At 49.9% G+C, this 16881-nt stretch carries 13 protein-coding genes; 6 read left to right on the forward strand and 7 right to left on the reverse strand.

All coding sequences use genetic code 11. The features are described 5' to 3' along the window. Positions 1 to 124 precede the first annotated feature (124 nt). Positions 125 to 3259 (forward strand): hybrid sensor histidine kinase/response regulator, encoded by a 3135-nt coding sequence (locus C6Y40_RS20360; RefSeq protein ID WP_420836948.1) that lies wholly within the window; start codon positions 125 to 127, stop codon positions 3257 to 3259. Here the strand turns inward: C6Y40_RS20360 and C6Y40_RS20365 are convergent. Then, positions 3256 to 3945, reverse strand: a complete 690-nt coding sequence (locus C6Y40_RS20365; protein WP_105936233.1) for a DUF2982 domain-containing protein — start codon at positions 3943 to 3945, stop codon at positions 3256 to 3258. The two genes, C6Y40_RS20360 and C6Y40_RS20365, sit on opposite strands and share 4 nt — an antisense overlap. A gap of 357 nt (positions 3946 to 4302) precedes the next feature. Between C6Y40_RS20365 and C6Y40_RS20370 the strand changes: the two genes are divergently transcribed. The 4 genes from C6Y40_RS20370 to C6Y40_RS20385 are packed head-to-tail and all read left to right on the forward strand — an operon-like array spanning position 4303 to position 7931. Then, positions 4303 to 5313: an aspartate carbamoyltransferase gene (locus C6Y40_RS20370; protein WP_105936234.1), complete on the forward strand. Its 1011-nt coding sequence runs from the start codon at positions 4303 to 4305 to the stop codon at positions 5311 to 5313. 7 nt (positions 5314 to 5320) lie between these two features. Continuing rightward, a complete protein-coding gene (gene hemL / locus C6Y40_RS20375) occupies positions 5321 to 6601 on the forward strand; it encodes a glutamate-1-semialdehyde 2,1-aminomutase (RefSeq protein ID WP_105936235.1) in 1281 nt (426 codons plus the stop codon). 30 nt (positions 6602 to 6631) lie between these two features. After that, positions 6632 to 7705 carry an adenylate/guanylate cyclase domain-containing protein gene (locus tag C6Y40_RS20380; protein ID WP_105936236.1) on the forward strand — a complete coding sequence of 358 codons (1074 nt, stop codon included), beginning with the start codon at positions 6632 to 6634 and terminating at the stop codon, positions 7703 to 7705. Positions 7706 to 7721: 16 nt separating this feature from the next. Further along, positions 7722 to 7931: a hypothetical protein gene (locus tag C6Y40_RS20385; RefSeq protein ID WP_105936237.1), complete on the forward strand. Its 210-nt coding sequence runs from the start codon at positions 7722 to 7724 to the stop codon at positions 7929 to 7931. Between the two features lie 99 nt (positions 7932 to 8030). On the opposite strand, the gene htpX is transcribed toward C6Y40_RS20385, so the two are convergent. The 4 genes from htpX to ggt form a co-directional block, all read right to left on the reverse strand. After that, positions 8031 to 8909 carry a protease HtpX gene (htpX, locus tag C6Y40_RS20390; RefSeq protein WP_105936248.1) on the reverse strand — a complete coding sequence of 293 codons (879 nt, stop codon included), beginning with the start codon at positions 8907 to 8909 and terminating at the stop codon, positions 8031 to 8033. A gap of 129 nt (positions 8910 to 9038) precedes the next feature. Beyond that, a complete protein-coding gene (gene nhaR / locus C6Y40_RS20395; protein ID WP_105936238.1) occupies positions 9039 to 9917 on the reverse strand; it encodes a transcriptional activator NhaR in 879 nt (292 codons plus the stop codon). Positions 9918 to 9932: 15 nt separating this feature from the next. Next, entirely contained in the window at positions 9933 to 10850 is a 918-nt protein-coding gene (locus C6Y40_RS20400; RefSeq protein WP_105936239.1) for a Dyp-type peroxidase, read from the reverse strand. A 42-nt stretch (positions 10851 to 10892) separates the two neighbouring features. Further along, complete coding sequence (gene ggt / locus C6Y40_RS20405; RefSeq protein ID WP_240622041.1) at positions 10893 to 12581, reverse strand: gamma-glutamyltransferase; 1689 nt, start codon at positions 12579 to 12581, stop codon at positions 10893 to 10895. 334 nt (positions 12582 to 12915) lie between these two features. On the opposite strand from ggt, the gene C6Y40_RS20410 reads away from it, so the two are divergent. Beyond that, the gene (locus tag C6Y40_RS20410; RefSeq protein WP_105936240.1) at positions 12916 to 13785 is read left to right on the forward strand and encodes a glycosyltransferase family 2 protein; all 870 of its coding nucleotides are present in this window, start codon (positions 12916 to 12918) and stop codon (positions 13783 to 13785) included. Between the two features lie 67 nt (positions 13786 to 13852). Here the strand turns inward: C6Y40_RS20410 and C6Y40_RS20415 are convergent, their stop codons facing one another. Together C6Y40_RS20415 and C6Y40_RS20420 are read right to left on the reverse strand one after the other, a co-directional pair. After that, a complete protein-coding gene (locus C6Y40_RS20415) occupies positions 13853 to 15355 on the reverse strand; it encodes a catalase (protein WP_105936241.1) in 1503 nt (500 codons plus the stop codon). A gap of 415 nt (positions 15356 to 15770) precedes the next feature. Beyond that, positions 15771 to 16808, reverse strand: coding sequence for an IS110 family RNA-guided transposase (locus C6Y40_RS20420; RefSeq protein WP_105933382.1), 1038 nt, complete (start codon positions 16806 to 16808; stop codon positions 15771 to 15773). Between the last annotated feature and the right edge of the window lie 73 nt (positions 16809 to 16881).

Below are 16881 nucleotides of genomic sequence, written 5' to 3' on the forward strand. Positions count from 1 at the left end.
AGATCATCTGTGTCACCCCGGGCAGATTAATCCTTATTCAATCAAGCTTTTGCAGACGAGCCAAAGTTAGGGTTTAATAAGCGTTTGGCAACCGCCATCTGTATTTAAAGGCGCACTCATTTTGATCGGCAAATTCTCCGTTATCCGCTGGCTACTTTTGCTTACCTGGCTCAGCCTGCCAGCGCACGCCGGTGTGCATCTGTATGACGGTGAACAAACCCAACTGCTGGCCGACAACTTTGCTATTCAGCATGAGCAGTCTTCGCCCTTTACCATCAGTGACATCCTCAAACGTCGCCACGAATTTATTTACCAGGCCGACAATAACCCCAACTATGGTTTCAGCGATAAAGGTCTGTGGCTGTATGCTGAGCTGTCCAACTTGTCCCACAACACCGACTGGGTATTCTCATTAAACTTCAGTCAGCTCGATACGGTTGACTTCTACCTGGTGATTAACAACGAGGTGGTATCGCAGAGTCATCAGGGCAAGCTACAACGCGAACAGCTTTACCGCGTGCCGACCTTTAACACCAGCATTTCCATTGGGGAAGAAGCTGAACTGTTTATCCGCGTACAGAGCGATTCTTCCAGCCTGATTGCACCGATTTATGTAATGTCTGAGGCGGCCGAAATTCGCATCAGCCAGGTAGATAACCTTATCTGGGGCCTGTTTTATGGCGGACTGTTCATTCTCGCTATCTACAATCTGGTGCTCTACTTTGGTTCCCGTGAGCCAAGCCTGATTGCCTATGTGGCTTATATCGTTACCGTACTGGTCTGGCAGTTTGTATGGGGCGGCCACATCGACTTTTTCTTTCCTGATTCCCTGTCACCACTACTGTCGCCCTATACGTCGCTGATATTCTCATTAATAGGCATCAGTTCCGGCATTTTCTCGCTGATATTTCTGGAAACCAAAGCCAATTCACCGTTCATGCATCCGGTGGTTGTGGCCTTTTTATGGTTGCAGGCCATTATGGGACTGGCTACGCTGGTCGATATCTTCCCACCGGTATGGGAGCATAATCTGGTGTATGGCATTGGCATGTTGTCGATCACCAGTTACATCGCTGCGGGGTTTGAAGCCTACGGTAAACACTACAAACCGGCCCGTTATTTTATTTTTGCCTGGGGTATTCTGGCCACCGGCGCCATCGTTGGCATGCTTAGTCTGGTGGGTATTTTGCCGTCGAACCTGCTTACCACCTATTGTTTTCAGGTGGCGGTATTCTGTGAGGCAGGCCTGTTTTCAATAGCCCTGATGGAGAAAAGCCGCAGCCAGCTTGAGAACGAAGTCAGCCAGGCCACCGACGAACTACGTCATAATATGGAGCTGATAGAAGAGCAAAACGCCCGGCTCGACATCGCCCGTAAAGACGCCATTAAAGCCAGTAATGTTAAGTCACAGTTTCTGGCTAACATGAGTCACGAGATCCGCACGCCGCTGAACGCTATTTTAGGTTTCAGTAAAGAGCTCACTAACCTCACCCTGCCGGTGGATAAAATGGAACAGGTGCGGATCATCAACACCGCGGCCGACAACCTGCTTACCATTGTTAATGACGTGCTGGACTTCTCAAAAATCGAAGCCGGTAAACTACAAATTAATAATCAGCCATTCTCACCCAACTCTTTGATTGAAGAGATGGTGACCATTATGTCGAAGTCGGCACATATGAAAGGACTGGAGTTTATTCTTGAATTGGGCCCGTTACCGGAAAAACTGATTGGCGACGTATTCCGTATCCGGCAAATCCTTAACAACCTATTAAGCAATGCTCTGAAATTTACCTCGTCAGGCTATATCAAATTAGCCGTTCAAGGCAAGGCGCTGCAACACGGCATTCATGAACTGGAGATTAAGATCGAAGATACTGGGATTGGTATCAGCCGTAAGGATAAGAACAAGCTGTTCAGTGCGTTTTCACAAATAGATGATGCGCTGAATCGCAGCTATCAGGGGACCGGCCTGGGCTTGGTGATCTGTCAGGAACTGGTTAAGTTAATGCGCGGCCAACTTACCCTCAAAACCACACCAGGACAAGGCAGCATCTTTACCGTAGTGCTGCGAACCAACCAGTTAAGCCAACGTTACGCACTCTCGCCATTGCCTGAATGGCTTAACAAGCGGGTATTAATTTTTGATCCGCACCCCCAGAGCCGCCGCGCTAGTGCGCAAATGATGATTAGCCTGGGAGCCAGGGTATATTGCGTGGAATCCATTGCCCACCTTCAGTCTCTACAAGAAGCATTTGATTACCTGTTTGCCACCCTGCCAACGATGAAAAAAGCTTCCCGTGAGCAAATGCTCGAAGCCTTGTGCGTATTTAACGCCGGCAAGCGAATTCTATGGTACTCCGGTGACGAGCCACTGACCGATTTTCCTGCCTACACCGAGGATTTTGAGGCCCAGGTCAGAATGCCACTCACCATTACCAAGCTCGAGGGGATTGTTCACGGCAACATTAAAGAAAAAGTATCTCCCCAGCAGAGTAAACTCAACACCTTGCCGAAAGCCCGTATCCTGGCGGTGGACGATATGGACATGAACCTGAAACTGCTGGATACCTGGCTGGCTGATTCGCCGGTGCAACTCACCTTGTCCACCAGTGGTCAGGACTCAGTGAATCGCTGTAAAAATGAAGAGTTTGATTTGATTCTGATGGATGTTCAGATGCCAGGCATGGATGGCATTCAGGCTACCCGCCACATCCGTAAGACGCCGCTTAACGCCGGAACCCCAATTATTGCCGTTACCGCCCATGCATTTAAGGAAGAGCAGGAACGCCTGCTATCATCCGGCATGGAAGATTATCTGCCCAAGCCCATTGAGTTTTCCACGCTTATCACCCTGATTAAACGCTGGTGTCAGGGCGTAGACAGCAGTGCCATGGCGCTGCCAACGCTGGACTGGCAGCTGGCCCTTAAGCGTGCTAATCAGAATCGGGATTTGGCGATGGAACTGCTTCGTGAGTTTATTGCTCATTTACCGCAAGCGGCAGAGATCATCAGAAGTGAATGGGATGCCCGGCATTACAAGGGCGTCCAGGATGAGATCCACCGCCTCCATGGTGCCTGTTGCTACACTGGAGTCCCTAAACTCCAGGCATTGGCCAATGAGATGGAATCAGCCCTCAAACTGGGCAATCATTATGAAGTGGCAGAAATGCTGCCGACCATCATTCTGGAATGTGAAATCGCGGCCGCCCAGGCTGACAAGTTTATCCAGGACAACGGGGCATTTAATTCCCACTAAGCCTGTTCTCGTAAACGCGCTACCTGGCATTCACGTAACAGCCCGACAAACTCGCCCGGCTCACGGTCTAACTCGCTGGCGGAAATAAACACGTCATAGCCCAGCGCACTTCTTACCGCTGTCATGCGATTAGCCAGAATTGCCTTAATACCAGTTAAGGTCTCACCATTTTCCAGTACGAAGGGCTTATCTTCAAACAAACTGCTGCTGTAGCAGCCGCCGGTTGAACAGGACTTGTCCTGAGCGTGAACCATCAGTGGCCGTTGTTCAATAATGATGTGCGAGGCCAGACGCGGCGAGATGGTGGTTAAAAATTCGTCGTACCGTTTTAACTTAAACCCCACTAGTTCCAGGGTGTCATGGTCCAGCCCACGGCTCACCCGGGGGCAATCCACCCGCTGGATATCGTCCCAGGCAATATGCCATTGTCCGCAGCGATGCTGGTAGCTTACTTTATCGCGGCCGATAGCCAGACTATGCGGCGGCTCCCGTAATTTAAACCAGCCCACTAATATGGTCACAATGCCGCCACTTATGGCAAAGATGAGGGGTAGAAACAACCAGTCAGGGCTCAGGCTCAACGCCACTGAAGCAATCAGCAATACGGCTACGCCAACCAGTAGCGTGGTCAGGCCGTTGCGCTTAGCGGTAGAGCGGATAAAAATGTAATCATCGCTGGAAGACATAGAAATACACCACAAACATTAATATTGTCCAAATCACATACAGGCGCATACGTTTACAAAACGGGCAGTTCGTTGACCACCAGCCGGCCTTGTTTTTACTCCCCTTTACAGAGGACTCTGTCTGGCTCTGGTTCGTCATTTTGTTGGGCTCAGGCATACGCGGTACTGTTCATTTAAACGACGGATTTGAGTAAATAGTTTATCATGCCCCGGTTGCAACGCTGAGGGAATATATTTAGCACGCCAATCTTGGCAAGATTTACGCACAGGGATATGATCCCGCGCAACGATAATCCGCACGGCAGTTAGCGATTTTTGCTACACTAGCCACAAATCAATGAGGCCGCAGCTAAATCTATGTCGAGTTTCACCGGTAATCATATTCTTTCTGTCTCTCAGTTCGATCGTGATGCGATAGAACTGGTTTTTAGTGTCGCCCAAAGCATGGAACCTTACGCCAAGCGCCAAAAGAGAACCACTGTTCTTGATGGCGCAATTCTGGGTAACCTGTTTTTTGAACCCAGTACCCGAACCCGGGTGAGCTTTGGGACTGCCTTTAACCTGCTCGGCGGTGAAGTGCGGGAAACCACCGGCATGGCAAACTCTGCGCTGGCTAAAGGAGAATCCCTTTACGATACTGCCCGGGTACTTAGCGGCTACTCCGACATTATTGCCATGCGCCATCCGGCTGCCGGATCGGTTGCTGAATTTGCCCAAGGCAGCCGGGTACCGGTGTTAAACGGCGGTGACGGCGCCAATGAGCATCCCACCCAGGCCTTACTTGATCTGTTTACCATTAAGCGTGAACTGCAGTTTAATAACAAAACCATTGATGGTCTGCATATCGCCATGATTGGTGATTTACGTTACGGGCGAACCGTGCACTCCTTGTCTAAACTGCTGTGTTTATTCAAGAATGTTCGTTTTACTTTGATATCTCCTAAAGAACTGGCGATGCCGGACTATATTCTGGAAGCTATCGAAAATGCCGGCCACTCGTTACAGGTTACCGACCAGCTGGAAGGGAATATGGACGCCGATATTTGTTATCAGACCCGTATTCAGGAAGAGCGCTTCCCTTCGCAGGATGAAGCCAATAAATACCGCGGAAAATTCCGTTTAAATCAGTCGATTTACACCCGGCATTTTCAATCTAAAACCGTTATTATGCATCCGTTACCGAGGGATTCCCGTACAGAGGCTAACGAGCTGGATAACGACCTCAATCTCAACCCTAATCTGGCGATTTTCAGACAAACCGACAACGGCGTATTAGTGCGCATGGCGTTATTCGCTCTCACGCTCGGCGTGGAAAATCTGGTGAGTCAATACGAAAAGCCTGTCATCTGGTATAGCAATAAGAGCTAAAAACATTATGCAACGATCCGAACAACTATTTGAGCGCGCCCAACTTTCTATTCCCGGTGGCGTAAATTCACCTGTGCGAGCCTTTAAAGCAGTCGGCGGAACACCGCGCTTTATTGAAAAGGCAGACGGCCCGTATATCTATGATGTGGATGGCAAGCGATACATTGACTATGTGCAATCATGGGGGCCTATGGTGCTGGGCCACAATAACGACAAAATCCGTGAAGCGGTTATCCATGCCGCCGCTTCGGGTTTGAGCTTTGGCGCCCCCACTGAAGCCGAAATTATTATGGCCGAAAAAGTGCGTGAGATAGTGCCATCCATGGAAATGGTCAGAATGGTGAACTCAGGCACCGAAGCCACGATGTCAGCCATTCGTCTGGCGCGTGGTTATACTGGCAAAAATAAGCTGGTGAAATTTGAAGGCTGCTATCATGGCCACGCCGATTCCCTGCTGGTAAAAGCCGGCTCCGGCGCCCTGACTCTTGGCGTACCGAGCTCTCCGGGCGTACCAGCCGACGTAGCACAGCACACCTTAACCGTTGAATACAATAACCTCGATAGCGTTAAGCAGGTGTTTGCTGAACTGGGCGACGATATTGCCTGTATTATTGTTGAGCCGGTTGCCGGCAACATGAACTGTATTCCTCCTGTCGATGGCTTTTTGCAAGGCCTGCGCGATATTTGTGACGAACACGGCGCGGTACTGATTTTTGACGAGGTGATGACTGGTTTTCGGGTTAGTCGTGGCGGCGCGCAGGAGCGCTATGGCGTGACTCCCGACCTGACTTGCCTGGGCAAAGTCATTGGTGGCGGTATGCCGGTGGGTGCATTTGGCGGTAAAAAGTCCATCCTCACCCATATTGCGCCAACCGGCCCTATCTATCAGGCGGGCACCTTATCAGGTAACCCTATCGCCATGGCGGCGGGTCTGGCAGCAATGGAACAAATTGCTGAGCCTGGCCTTTACGAACCTATCTTCAACAGCACCAAGGCACTGGTAGAGGGATTTCAGGCCATCGCTGATGAGCACGGTATTCCGTTTACCACCAACCACGCCGGTTCAATGTTCGGCCTGTTTTTCACCGACGTAGATAAGGTTGTGAACTATCAGCAGGCAATTAACTGCAATCAGGAGCGCTTTAAGCAGTTTTATCACGGTATGCTCGACGAAGGTGTTTATCTGGCTCCGGCCTCTTATGAGGCGGGCTTTGTGTCTAAAATGCATACGCAGGACATTGTCGACGCTACACTTGAAGCGGCGCGCAAAGTGTTTGCCAACCTTTAAGTTAACGGGCGGGTCAGGAACAATGCAGGGATGACGCTGCTTTACACAGCCTTTGTGTGCGTAACGGTACTCTATGCCGGGATTGTTACCCTGCTGCTTATCAGACAGAAACGGGTAACCCGGCGTATTGCCCGGGCGGCGACCCGCGTTATTACTGAACCGGTCATTCGAAACGACAATAGCGAACAACGTTTTCTGGAAAAGGCAGATGAAGCCATGCGGCTAAATCAGACTTTCCAGAAATTTGTACCGAAACAGTTTGTCGAGCACTTTGCCAAACATGGTATCGACACGCTCGAACTCGGCCGCGCCGATGAAGACGAAGTTGCCATCCTGTTCTGTGACATTCGGGGATTCACCGGCCTGTCGGAGAAAATGAAACCCCAGGAGTTAATGAACTTCCTGAATTCCTATTTCTTGCGCATGAATGACCCCATTCACCAGAACGGCGGCTTCATCGATAAATTTATCGGCGACGCCATTATGGCCCTGTTTGACCACCCCGGCGGCACTGGCACCGACAAAGCCACCGACGCGGTGAATGCAGCGCTCGACCTGCAAAAAGCCCTCAGCATGTATAACAGCCACCGGGCTAAATCCGGCTATGAAGGCATTCGGGTTGGTGTAGGCGTTCATATTGGCCCGGTTATCCTGGGCACTGTGGGCAGCGATGACCGAATGGACACCACTGTGATTGGCGACAGCGTGAATATCGCCTTTCGTCTTGAAGGGCTGGCGCCAAAGTATCACGCCGATATTGTTATCAGTTCGCAGACACTCAAAGCCATTAGCCATAAACAGCAAATAGACTGCCGGGTGTTGGATGTGGTCAGGGTCAAAGGCAGGCAGGCTCCGGTACGGGTTTATGAAGTACTTAATCACCTGAGTGAGGGTGCCCGTAAACAAAAGCTTATCGTGGCGCCCTATATTCGTGATGGCCTGGCTTGTCGCATTACCAGAGATTGGCAGGAAGCGCTCAGCCATTTCAATAAGGCTTTGCTGATAGCCCCCGACGACCGACTGCTGCATCATCATATTCATACCATTGAAACTCTGATGCACACTGACCTCCCGGCCGACTGGGATGGCGCTGTAGCACATTAACCAACAGGAAGCCGAAGTGAGTAATTACGATATACAGACAATTTTTCAATGGCTTATCCCCGTGGCTATCATCATGGCCGTGGTGGGGTTTATTTTAGGTAAACGCAAGACAGACAAACCCATACTGACCGCGCTGTCTCTGGGTATTTCTGTATTCGTGCCGATTGTGGCGATTGTGTATCTTATCTACCTGCTTAATAAACCTGATCAGGCTACCGCAAAATAAGCTGTTTTTGCCAAACCAATAAAAAAGCCGGACGGGAAGTGGAAGCCCGTCCGGCCAAAGCATTCAACCATCACCGGGTAGCGATGGTTGGGTTACTGATTAAACATGCTCAGTAGAGCGCAGCGCCTGGATCCGCTGTTCCAGCGGCGGGTGACTCATAAACAGCTCTGAGAAACTGCGTTTACCGGCAATACCGAAAGCCATCATGGTGCCTTCCAGTTCGCTTTCGCGGTTAGACTTGAGTCGCTCCAGTGCAGCAATCATTTTTTGTTTACCCACTAATGAAGCGGAACCCGCATCGGCACGGAACTCACGTTGACGAGAGAACCAGAACACCACCACACTGGCCAGCGCTCCAAAAATCACTTCCAGAATGATAACCGTGAACATATAAGCGAAACCGCCCACTACCTCACCATCTTCATCGTTTTGCATCAGATTGCTGATTAAGCCTGCAACCACCCGGGCCAGGAAAATCACGAAGGTGTTTACCACGCCCTGAATAAGCGCCAGGGTAATCATATCGCCATTGGCCACGTGAGATACCTCGTGGGCCAGTACCGCCTCAGCTTCATCCTGCGTCATGTTTTGCAGCAAGCCTGTGGACACTGCAACCAACGCGTTATTGCGATTGGCACCAGTGGCAAAAGCATTGATTTCCGGCGAGTCATAAACCGCTACTTCCGGCATGCCGATACCGGCTTTCCGGGCCTGGCGTTTTACGGTTTCCAACAGCCATTGTTCAGTCGCATTTCGCGGCCGTTCTATAACAACAGCACCGGTTGAGCGCTTTGCCAGCCACTTCGACATTAACAGTGAAATAAACGAACCACCAAAACCAAATACAGCAGCAAATATCAGTAAGCCACCCATACTCTGGCTGTTAATACCCAGCACGGCAAACACCACACTGAGCACAATCCCGAGTACCAGTACCACGGCCAGGTTTGTGATCAAAAACAGCACTACACGTTTCATAAAAGCCTCGCTAAACAAGAAACGAAAATTAACACTGTGCATTATATAGGGTCATACGCTGTAAGTTAAAATCGTATATAACTTACATTTAGTCAGGTAAAAACTGATCAAAAATGCCCGATTCTGCTATCAGCTACGCAGGGCTTTTACCAGTTGCAGAACGGCAGGGTGAGTGAGTTTGCGCTCTGGGGAGATCGCGTAGAGCTGCTCGGTAACACGGTTGATAACACCGACTTTAAGCAAGCCAAATTGCTTTTCCAGTTGAGGTGCCAACAGCAAAGGGGCAGAAAACGCGCCCAGCCCTTCCTGGGCAAAAGCCAGCATCAGTGCGCTGTCGTCAAATTCAGCAGTGATATCAGGCTGAATATCCTGGGTGCTGAACCAGCCTAACAACTGTTGTCGAATTAGCGACTTTTTGCCTTGCAGCAGAAAAGGGGCGTTATGCAGTGAGCGGGGAAAATCCTGACTTAGTGTGTCGTATTTATCGGCGGCGGCATACACAGCCATGGGCGACTCGGTGATTAAATGGCTGTATGCCTTAATGTGACTGCCGGTTTGAATGGGCTGATCGGATAACACCATATCCAGACGGTTAACCGCCAACTCGCCGAGCAGCGAGGTCAGTTCCCCCTCCCGGCACACCAGTTTTACCGGTAACTGTAAGACCGGCTTAAGCATTTCGTAGACCAGGGTTTTGGGCAGCACATCGGTGATCCCCACCGTAAAGCTCTGCCACTGGTTGTGCTGCTGATTAAGCACCGACTTGAGTTCTTCTCCGAGCTGAAAAATATCTGCCGCATAGCCCTGCACCAGTATCCCCAGCTCGGTAGGTATCAACCGCCTGGATTGGCGGGTAAATAACGATGCGCCAATAGTGTCTTCCAGCGCACTTATCTGGCCACTGATAGTTTGCGGTGTGATATGCAGTAATTCGCTAACCCGGGCAATAGAGCCGTGCTCGGCCACCATGTAAAAGTAATACAGCTGATTGTAGTTAATTGGCGTCATGGGCGGGTGGTGAGATCAGAGCTTGGCCTGGGCTTTAATAAACGCAATGGACGGTGCGAAAAACGCGCTGCCCGTCTCGGCCGCGGTATAGTCCAGCCAGCGGTCGTACTCGCCGTCGCCACTGCCGTACACCTGACTGTGTAGCATACGTTTAAAAGGCTGTGAACTGGCCGCACAGGTAACCGAAAACATACCCTGCGATGTCATATCGCCGTAAGGCATGCCCTGCTTGAGCAAGTCAGCCTTGCCCTGCTCCGTAGCAATAATACTGGCCCTGACGCTGTGAGAGGAAGGGTTACACTCCACACTCGGCAGATTATGCTCCTTGGTAGTGCCCATGATCTGTTCCTGCTGGCGTTCAGACAGGCTCAACCAACGGCGTAAATCGTGTCTGAAGCGCTGCACATGCACATAGCTGCCACCGGCAAAGCCGTTGTCATCCTCTTCGATAACCGCAACTTTGGCTCGCTGAAGGCCACGGGGATTGTCCTGGGCGTACAAATAGCCATTAAGATCGCGACCGTCCAGATAGCGGAAACCCTGTATCTGTTCCACCAGCTCTACATGGATCCGCAACAGCTCCATGATTTCCAGGCCAATGGCATAGCAAATATCGATGCGATCAGCGCGGATTTGAATAAACAGATCGCAGGGCGTGGAGGGTGCAACGCGGTCTTCGCTTTGCATATCAGGAAACGGCGTCAGTTCAACGGGGATGGGGCCGGGATAAAGTTCACTCCAGTAATTACTGCCCACGGCGATAACCCCTGACACCATGGCTTCGTAGTGTTCATTATCGTAATAATCAATCACTTCCAGTGCCCGACCCAGCTTGGCCCGGACTGCCTGTGAATCGTCGTCAATCACATTGAACAACAAGTACTGCGCATGCAGATTGGGTTCAGCACAAATACCTTTTTGTGGTTGCGACATAGTCTTCCCGTTGTTTTTATCGTTATCGACCGGTGTTGTTATTTAATACCCGGCAGCCTGACCATCTTTGCGGCTTTCTGATGCTCCATAGTATATCTGCTTATCGGCATCATACATAATCGCTTGATAGCCACCGTAAATCCCCAATATATTTTCCAGTTTGTGGCCTCGTTCCAGCAACTCTCTTTCGGTGCTCAGCGAAAAGCCACGTTCCAGACTAATCGAGCCACCGTCTTTCATTAAGGCGCCGGTAGGGCTGCTTGAGCCACTGTGAATAAACCGGGGCGCATCTCCAGCCTCCTGCAAATTCATACCAAAATCAATAAGATTGACGATTATTTGCGCATGCATCTGGGGCTGCGTGGCACCGCCCATGACGCCAAAGCTTAACCAGGGTTTATTATTGCGCGTGACCATAGCCGGGATAATGGTATGAAAGGGACGTTTACCCGGCTGATATTCGTTACTGTGACCGGGCTCCAGAGTAAATAGCTCACCTCTGTTTTGCAGAATAAAGCCCAGCCCTGGCGGGGTCATGCCGGATCCCATGCCGCGATAGTTACTCTGGATTAACGACACCATATTGCCGCGGCTGTCGGCAACGGTGAGATAAACAGTGTCGCCGTCGATAACACCAGCATCATAGCGCTTGGCCGCCTTTTGCGGATCGATAAGTTTACGGCGCTCCCGGGCATATTCTTTACTGATAAGCGGTGCTACCGGGATATCATTAAATGCCGGATCGGCGTAGTACTTAGCGCGGTCCTCAAAGGCCAGTTTTTTTGCTTCAACAAAGGTGTGGATATAGTCGGCAGAATCCAGTCCCATGCCTTCGATATCGTATTGTTCCAGAATATTGAGGATCTGCAGCGCCGCAATGCCCTGACCGTTGGGCGGTAATTCCCAGACATCATAGCCACGATAATTAGCCGATACCGGTGTCACCCAGTCAGAGGTGTGAGCAGCCAGGTCCTCATAACTTAAATATCCCCCCTGCTCTTTCATGTAGGCTGCAATCACCCGGGCAATATCACCTTTGTAAAATGCATCCCGGCCGCCGGTAGCGATTTTTTCGTAGGTCGCAGCCAGCCCAGGATTCTTAAACACATCACCCTTTTGCGGCACCTTGCCGCCCGGCATAAAAGTGGCCGAAAATCCCGGGTAATGACCGATTCGATCAACATTCATCTGCCAGTAATAAGCCACCACCTCACTTACAGGGAAGCCGTTGCGAGCGTAACGTATTGCCGGCGACAACAGTGAGGTCATGGGTAAGCGGCCAAAGCGATTATGCAGTTCAAACCAACCATCTACGGCTCCGGGCACGGATACCGGCAACGGCCCGAAGGATGGAATCTTAGTTAGCCCAGCGGCAGAAAATATCTCAGTAGTCAGCAATTTGGGCGACCGTCCTGACGCATTCAGCCCGTATAGCTGTTTACTCTCAGCATCCCAGACAATCGCAAACAGATCGCCACCAATACCGCTACCGGTAGGCTCAACAAGACCCAGCATGGCGTTTGCTGCAATGGCGGCATCGATGGCGCTGCCGCCTTGCTTAAGGATATCCAGGCCAACCTGGGTTGCCAGCGGCTGACTGGTTGCCACCATTCCTTCCCGGGCAATCACTTCGGAACGACTGGCAAAGGGTTTGCCGGTAATTCTGTCATAAGCACTGGCGGATACAGATATCACCAGCCCCATAGCCACACATGTCAGCTTAATTCCCATGCCTTTTACTAACCTCAACATCATTATTATTTCGTTACCCTTGTTATTGTGAGTATCTGGCTGTCTGTAAGAATTACCAGCCCGGCGTGAATGCTTTGCCTAAGATAACATATTATTACAATCCTTCACTTTTTGCTGAAAAACCAAACACCTTTAAATACGCGGGCTGCGCAACCATCAGCGGGCGCAGGCGAATTGGAATCATGTTTGCAATGCTGTTGGTAATAATGAATTGAGTTGCTATGAGCTAATCATCTGTCCCCTCGCTTGCAGTACTAGTGGACCATTTTTTCAATTTGTCTTGTGAGACACCCAACCGCAGAGAGTCAGTACCATGAGCACAGAATTTAGTATCGTTACTATTGTGAAGCATCGCACCCAGCAGTTGTCTAATTTGCTAAGCAGTATTGAGCGTTCTTCAGTTATCCCCAAAGAGGTGGTGATTGTATGGATGACCTCGCCCAGTGACGAGTCGCTATTAAGCAGTGAGCACTTTGACATTCAGCATTGTTTCACGACGCATTCAGAGTTACCCATAGCTAAAGCCCGTAATCGTGGCTTTGAAGCCTGTACCACAGCAAAGATTATCTACCTGGATGTAGACTGTATATGCCCGGAAACGCTGCTGCAGGAAATGACAGCGCCATTGGTAAACGGCAAGGTGACCACCGCAAACATCACTGACCTGCCGTGCAAAACCGAAGAAGTCTCTGAAAGTGTGTTACAAGGCCTGGCAGCAATACCCGTTCAGGCGCCAAAAGAATTGCCTTTTGTTCATTTTGATGCCACGGCATTTGCTATCACCAGCGATGATTTTGACCGTCTCGGTGGCTTTGATACCGACTACGATGGCTACGGCTTCAGCGATGTGGATTTTGCCATGCGCTGCAGTCAGGCCGGCCTTACATTAGTGAATACCGGCCGCCACGTCTTTAAACAATTTCATATGCATTTTAACCCACCACTTAACCACCTGTGCGATCTCGTTGCCAACGCGGAGCTGTTTAAACAAAAGTGGAGTTGTTATCCCTTCTGCGACTATTTCGAGAAGTTTGCTGAGCTTGGCTATGTGAATGCGGATTATGAACAAGCCGGGATCCGGGTTACCCGCCTGGCATCAGAGGAAGAGCTGGATGAATTTTTTATTGAACAGCCCTGCGAGGAACAACCGGAAGTTGCAGAGGAAATGCGGCAAACCGCTTAAGACGTAAGACATTAAAAAGCCCGGTACCACTCATGAAGTGAAACGGGCTTTTTTGCATTTCGCTGACTTATTTATCTTTCAGCGGTGTATCTTCGGTTACCGGTACCGTATTCACATCGGTATCCAGTGACTCAACCGCCTTTCTAACGCCAGCCGCATAGTCCGGGTGGACCTTTTCGAGTACCGCATACCAGCGTTCTTTTACCCCATCTGAGCATGGCCCCATGGCCGCTGCGTAATTTTTGTATAAGCGGGCCTTTTGTTCGTCGGAAAACATTTCATACAGCGCTCTGGGCTGCACGTAATCAATATCTGCTTCCTCCTGATTGTATCGGTCGGCGTCGCCGTCGATACGCAGCGGTGGTTCGGGGTTTTCCACCTGCGCTTGTGGGCCGCTATGCTGATTAGGTTCGTAATAGGCATCGGGGTTATCAAAATCATTGGTAAAGAATCGCATGGCGCCATCTTTGTGATAGTGATTCACCTTAGCGTTTTTTGGTGCATTAGCAGGCAGGGCTTCATAGTGCGTTCCGAGTCTGTACCGGTGCGCATCTGCATAAGAGAAGATTCTTGCCTGAAGCATTTTATCCGGACTAAACCCAATGCCTGGCACCACATTAGAAGGGCTGTAGGCGGCATTTTCTATCATCTGAAAATAATTTTCCGGTACGGTATGCATTTCCAGCTCACCTACCTCAATCAACGGATAGTCTTTGTGTGGCCAGACTTTGGTTAAATCGAAGGGATTGTAGACCTGATTACCGGCTTCCTCTTCAGGCATTACCTGAATATACAGTGTCCACTTGGGGTCGGTGCCTTCATCAACGGCGTTGATAAGGTCTTCCTGATAAGACTCCCGGGTTTTGCCAATGATGTGCTCGGATTCCTCATTAGTGTAATGCTCGTGACCCTGCTGGGTTTTAAAGTGGAACTTCACCCAGAATCGCTCGCCCTTCGCATTCCACATACTAAAAGTGTGGGAGCCATAGCCATTCATATACATCGGATTTTTGGGAATACCGCGGTCAGACATTAAGATCGTCACCTGGTGCACGGATTCAGGCTGAGCCGCCCAGAAATCAAACATGGCTTCCGGGCTTCTGAGGTTAGTTTTGGGGTGGCGTTTCTGAGTGCGAATAAAGTCAGGAAACTTAAAGGCATCGCGGATAAAGAAAATGGGCGTGTTATTACCCACCATATCCCAGTTGCCCTCTTCAGTATAAAACTTAAGGCTGAATCCACGCACATCGCGTTCTGTATCGGCCGCGCCGGACTCTCCGGCTACCGTCGACCAGCGGCTTAACACGTCGGTTTTCTTGCCGACTTCTGAAAACAAATCGGCGCAGGTGCATTGGGTAATGTCATGAGTAACGGTAAACGTACCCTGCAGCCCCCATCCCTTTGCGTGTACTGCCCGCTCGGGAATACGCTCACGATTTTGATGGGCGAGCTTTTCGATTAGCTGATAATCCTCCAACAAAACCGGACCGCGACTGCCTGCCGTTTTTGAAGTGGAATTTGACGAAACCGGAGCGCCTGCGGTGGTAGTTAGCTTGGATGCTTTAGCCATTTTCTATCCTTTGATTATGAGTTCCTGAATTGGTTCGCCTTCGGGCTCTAAAGCGACCAATCGATTTTATCGGTTGGTTGAGTAAGCGAAAGCGATTGTGCCGTCGGCATTTGCATAACAAAAGAAATTTTGTGGCTCGAATGGGTGGGAGGCAAGGAGCCCAATCGAGTAGGAGGGAGTTTTACAACTCCCGTCCTCTTATATGGACTCCCTGAAGTAATCAACATCTTTTGAAAAATTAGTAGTAGATGCGCTCTTATATACGGGCTTTAAATGGAGAGCTACTCCTGCCCTTCGATGTATACGCACCAACAGTTCAATTCTCACACACAGTGTTTAGTCACTTGAGAGGACTGGCTGAATTCTGCTGGTTGGTCTTACCATTTATTTTCGCAATTTGTTGATTTACTAACTCTTAGGCTGCTAACAGTATCGGATTGTAATCGTCATTATTCTTTATTAGAGCAACAGCGGTTCTCACCGTTTTATTTGCTAACGCGATGGCAGCAACCTTCTTTCCCCTTCGGTCAACTAACGCCTTCAGCCACTGCTCTTTCACAGTCTTAGGCTCTCTGGATACTGCTTTATTCACTACCGACATTGCTCCCTGATAGAGCAAACTTCGCAATCTTTTATCTGCACAGTTTTTAGAAATATGTCCCAATCGCTCTTTACCGCCGGTCGAATGCTGCTTCGGTGTCAAACCTATGCATGCTGATGCATCCCGGCCTGTATTGAACTCTGTCGCATTTCCCAATCGAACGGTTAACCCCAAAGCAATCAAAGGGCCTACGCCTTCGAGTTTACTTAATTTCTGGCAAACAGGATTATGCCGCGTGTGTTCTGCTATGAGCCTGTCATAACTTTCTATTTGAGTCGTATAGAGTTGTAACATTTGTGACTGCGCAGCCAAAGCCTGACGATAATTCATCGGCAAGCCGTTTTCTGCATCTTCTAAAATGTCAGGCAGCGCAGTGACTAAATGATTTAACCCCTTTGCTATCACAATCCCGAATTCCGTCAACAGTCCTCGTATCTGGTTTGCCAACGCCGTCCTTTGCTCCAACTGCAGCATTCGCACCCGCTCCAGGGCCTGAAGACCCTGTTCATCTTCCTCCATGATGCCACAAGAGTTTATATGAGGTAATTGAGCCGCAATACCGATAGCGTAGGCGTCATTTTTATCTGTTTTTTGCTTTAATTGCAGCCCTTTTACTGCGCGAGGCTGAATGATTTTTACTTGATGACCATGCCGCCTCGCTAAACGCGCCCAGTAATTCGAGCCACCACAGGCTTCCATTGCCACTAACGCTGACACATGGTTTCCCAGAAGTGCTATCAATGCTTTACGACTCATTGCTTTGTTATAATCAATTTTTCCGTCACTGTTGAACTTGCAAACCTGAAAGGAATGCTTTGCAAGGTCAATTGCAATAATTGTATTCTTAATCATGTATGGACCCCTTTGGCTAATTTGACAATTAAGACCGTACCCCTTTCAGGGAAGGGAGTCCATACATCTCACA

Source organism: Marisediminitalea alba (assembly GCF_002993365.1).
Taxonomy (GTDB): Bacteria; Pseudomonadota; Gammaproteobacteria; order Enterobacterales; family Alteromonadaceae; genus Alteromonas; species Alteromonas alba.

Coding starts and splice junctions, on each gene's coding strand:
- C6Y40_RS20365 (WP_105936233.1), bottom strand. CDS start 3,945: ATGTCTTCCAGCGATGATTACATTTTTATCCGCTCTACCGCTAAGCGC.
- C6Y40_RS20370 (WP_105936234.1), top strand. CDS start 4,303: ATGTCGAGTTTCACCGGTAATCATATTCTTTCTGTCTCTCAGTTCGAT.
- hemL (WP_105936235.1), top strand. CDS start 5,321: ATGCAACGATCCGAACAACTATTTGAGCGCGCCCAACTTTCTATTCCC.
- C6Y40_RS20380 (WP_105936236.1), top strand. CDS start 6,632: ATGACGCTGCTTTACACAGCCTTTGTGTGCGTAACGGTACTCTATGCC.
- htpX (WP_105936248.1), bottom strand. CDS start 8,909: ATGAAACGTGTAGTGCTGTTTTTGATCACAAACCTGGCCGTGGTACTG.
- nhaR (WP_105936238.1), bottom strand. CDS start 9,917: ATGACGCCAATTAACTACAATCAGCTGTATTACTTTTACATGGTGGCC.
- C6Y40_RS20400 (WP_105936239.1), bottom strand. CDS start 10,850: ATGTCGCAACCACAAAAAGGTATTTGTGCTGAACCCAATCTGCATGCG.
- ggt (WP_240622041.1), bottom strand. CDS start 12,581: ATGGGAATTAAGCTGACATGTGTGGCTATGGGGCTGGTGATATCTGTA.
- C6Y40_RS20410 (WP_105936240.1), top strand. CDS start 12,916: ATGAGCACAGAATTTAGTATCGTTACTATTGTGAAGCATCGCACCCAG.
- C6Y40_RS20415 (WP_105936241.1), bottom strand. CDS start 15,355: ATGGCTAAAGCATCCAAGCTAACTACCACCGCAGGCGCTCCGGTTTCG.
- C6Y40_RS20420 (WP_105933382.1), bottom strand. CDS start 16,808: ATGATTAAGAATACAATTATTGCAATTGACCTTGCAAAGCATTCCTTT.